The sequence below is a fragment of the Methylobacterium sp. A52T genome (genome assembly GCF_053346095.1).
Map to the genome: position 1 here is coordinate 1 of NZ_JBKFBI010000267.1, position 2,841 is coordinate 2,841.

The window sequence follows — 2,841 nt, forward strand, 5'->3', positions numbered from 1 at the left end:
GTACGCCTCCGGTGAGAGCCGCCTTGTGAGACGGGGCCTCGTGCCCGACGTCTGACCTTAATGCTGGCGTTAAGGTCATCGGATCAGGGCGATGCGGGTCGAGGTTCTTGCCGGGGTCGAGCGCCGGCGACGCTGGAGTTTCGAGGAGAAGGCGCGGATCGTCGAGGCGTCCTACGCGGCCAACACGTCGGTGAGTGCGCTCGCGCGCCGCTACGGGATCGCGCTCGGATTGCTGTTCACGTGGCGCCGGCAAGCCCGCGAGGGCCGGCTCGGCGGGGCCGAGCAGGCTCCGGTGTTCGTGCCCGTGGTGGCAAAACCGGAGCCGGACCCTGGCCCCTGCGTGACAAACCTGCCGGCATCGGCCCCGGCAGACGAGCATCCGCGTCGCCGCCGCCGGGCTGGTGTGATCGAGATCGATCTCGGCTGTGGCCGGCGTCTCAAGGTCGATCGGGACGTCGACGCCGAGGCGCTGCGCCGGGTGCTGTCGGTCTTGGAGGGGCGATGATCCCCGTCCCCACCGGCGTGCGGGTCTGGCTCGCAACCGGCCACACCGACATGCGCAAGGGCTTTCCCGGCCTCGCGCTGCAGGTGCAGGAGGTGCTCCGGCGCGATCCGCTGAACGGGCATCTGTTCTGCTTCCGCGGCCGTCGCGGCGACCTGCTGAAGGTCATCTGGCACGACGGCCAGGGCGCGTGCCTGTTCACGAAGAGATTGGAACGGGGACGCTTCCTGTGGCCGAGCCCAGCCGACGGCGTGGTGACGATCTCATCGGCGCAGATGGGCTACCTGCTCTCGGGCATCGACTGGCGTCATCCCCAGGAGACCTGGCGGCCCAGCTCGGTCGGGTGAGATCGGCCCTTTCCAGGATCGGGCAGCCGTGATTCCCTCCCCCCGTGACCACGACGCCCGAGTCGCTCCCTTCCGACCTCGCCGCCGCGCACGCCATGATCCTGGCCGAGCGCGCTGCGCGGCTGAGCGCCGAGGCTGACCGATCGAGCGGTGCGGCGCTGATCGCGCACCTCAAGCTGCAGATCGAGAAGCTGCGGCGCGAGCTCTACGGCACGCGCTCGGAGCGCGCGGCACGGCTCATCGACCAGATGGAGCTCGAACTGGAAGAGCTGGAAGCGACCGCCACGGAACAGGCGGCCGCCACCGAGGCTGCCCTGGCGCGCACGTCGGGGACCAGCCTGCCGCTCCGCAGGCCGCCCGCGCGCAAACCGTTCCCGGCCCATCTCCCGCGCGAGCGGATCCTCATCCCGGCGCCGGAGTTCTGCCCCTGCTGCGGGTCGACCAAGCTGTCGAAGCTCGGCGAGGACATCACCGAGACGCTGGAGGTGATCCCGCGGAGCTGGAAGGTGATCCAGACCGTGCGCGAGCGCTTCTCGTGCCGGGCCTGCGAGACGATCACGCAGCCGCCCGCGCCCTTCCACGTCACGCCGCGCGGCTTTGTCGGGCCTCACCTCCTGGCGACGATCCTGTTCGAGAAGTTCGGCCAGCATCAGCCGCTGAACCGCCAGAGCGAGCGCTTCGCCCGGGAGGGGATCGCGCTGTCGGTCTCGACGCTGGCCGACCAGGTCGGCGCCTGCACGGCTGCGCTCGCGCCCCTGCACGCGCTGATTGCGGCGCATGTTCTGGCGGCCGGGCGGCTGCACGGCGACGACACCACGGTGCCGATCCTGGCCAAGGGCCGGACGGTCACCGGCCGGATCTGGACCTATGTCCGTGACGACCGCCCGTTCGGCGGCCCGGACCCGCCGGCGGCGCTGTTCCACGCCTCGCGCGACCGGGCCGGAGAGCATCCCGAGGCTCATCTGCGCGGTTACCGCGGGATCCTGCAGGCGGATGCATATAGCGGGTACAATCGCCTCTACGATCCCGCACGCCCGCAAGGCGCGATCCGCCCGGCGCTCTGCTGGGCTCATGCCCGCCGCGGGTTCTTTGTCCTTGCCGACGTGGCGGCCGGGGCGCGGCGAGGCCGGAAGGCGGCGGCGATCTCGCCGATCGCGCTGGAGGCGGTCCGTCGGATCGACGAGCTGTTTGCGATCGAGCGCGGGATCTGCGGCCGCTCGGCCGACGAACGTCTGCGGGTGCGTCGTACCGAGAGCGCTTCGCTCGTGGCCGACCTGGAGACGTGGCTGCGCGAACAACGATCACGCCTGTCGCGCTCCTCGGCCGTGGCCGAGCCGATCGACTATCTGCTGCGGCGTTGGCCTGCCTTCACGCACTTCCTCGAAGACGGAAGGGTCTGCCTGACCAACAACGCCGCCGAACGGGCTCTGAGAGGCTTTGCCCTGGGCAGAAAAGCCTGGCTGTTTGCCGGCTCGGAGCGGGGCGCTGATCGGGCAGCCGCGATGGCGACGCTGATCGTGACGGCCAAGCTCAACGCCATCGATCCGCAGGCTTGGCTCGCCGATGTTCTCACCCGCATCGCCGATCACCCCGCCCCTCGGCTGCACGAACTCCTGCCGTGGCATTGGCGGTCAGCGACCGCCCCGCTTGCCGAGGCTGCCTGAGCATTCTCGCCAGCCAGCCTCGACCCGGACGAAACGATCGGGCCGCGACGGAAGGGAGCCGATGCAGCGCAATAAGGTGAGCACCGTGTTCACGCTGGCCAGGGTCGCCGTCGACCTCGGACAGGATGAAGACGCCCTGTTCGACATCATCGTCGACATGGAACCCGAGGATGGCCTGATCTGGGTCCATGGCTCCGGCGACGAGGCGTACCCAGCGTTTACCAACGATGGGATCGACGAGCTGAAAGAGCGGATCGCGGCCCATACGGCGGAAAGTGATCTGCTCCCGCCGAAACCGTAGCTCCCGCGTCCTTCACCGGATGGATAC

At 69.7% G+C, this 2,841-nt stretch carries 4 protein-coding genes; all 4 read left to right on the forward strand.

Features of this window, described 5'->3' with window-relative positions:
- Positions 1 to 91: 91 nt before the first annotated feature.
- Positions 92 to 505: an IS66-like element accessory protein TnpA gene (gene tnpA, locus ACLBYE_RS30130; RefSeq protein ID WP_447696974.1), complete on the forward strand. Its 414-nt coding sequence runs from the start codon at positions 92 to 94 to the stop codon at positions 503 to 505.
- Positions 502 to 849: an IS66 family insertion sequence element accessory protein TnpB gene (tnpB, locus tag ACLBYE_RS30135; RefSeq protein ID WP_042672125.1), complete on the forward strand. Its 348-nt coding sequence runs from the start codon at positions 502 to 504 to the stop codon at positions 847 to 849. The genes tnpA and tnpB overlap by 4 nt, the downstream gene beginning before the upstream one ends.
- Positions 850 to 944: 95 nt before the next feature.
- Positions 945 to 2,513 (forward strand): IS66 family transposase, encoded by a 1,569-nt coding sequence (tnpC, locus tag ACLBYE_RS30140; protein WP_447696976.1) that lies wholly within the window; start codon positions 945 to 947, stop codon positions 2,511 to 2,513.
- Between the two features lie 61 nt (positions 2,514 to 2,574).
- Positions 2,575 to 2,814 (forward strand): hypothetical protein, encoded by a 240-nt coding sequence (locus tag ACLBYE_RS30145; protein WP_447696975.1) that lies wholly within the window; start codon positions 2,575 to 2,577, stop codon positions 2,812 to 2,814.
- Positions 2,815 to 2,841: the final 27 nt, after the last annotated feature.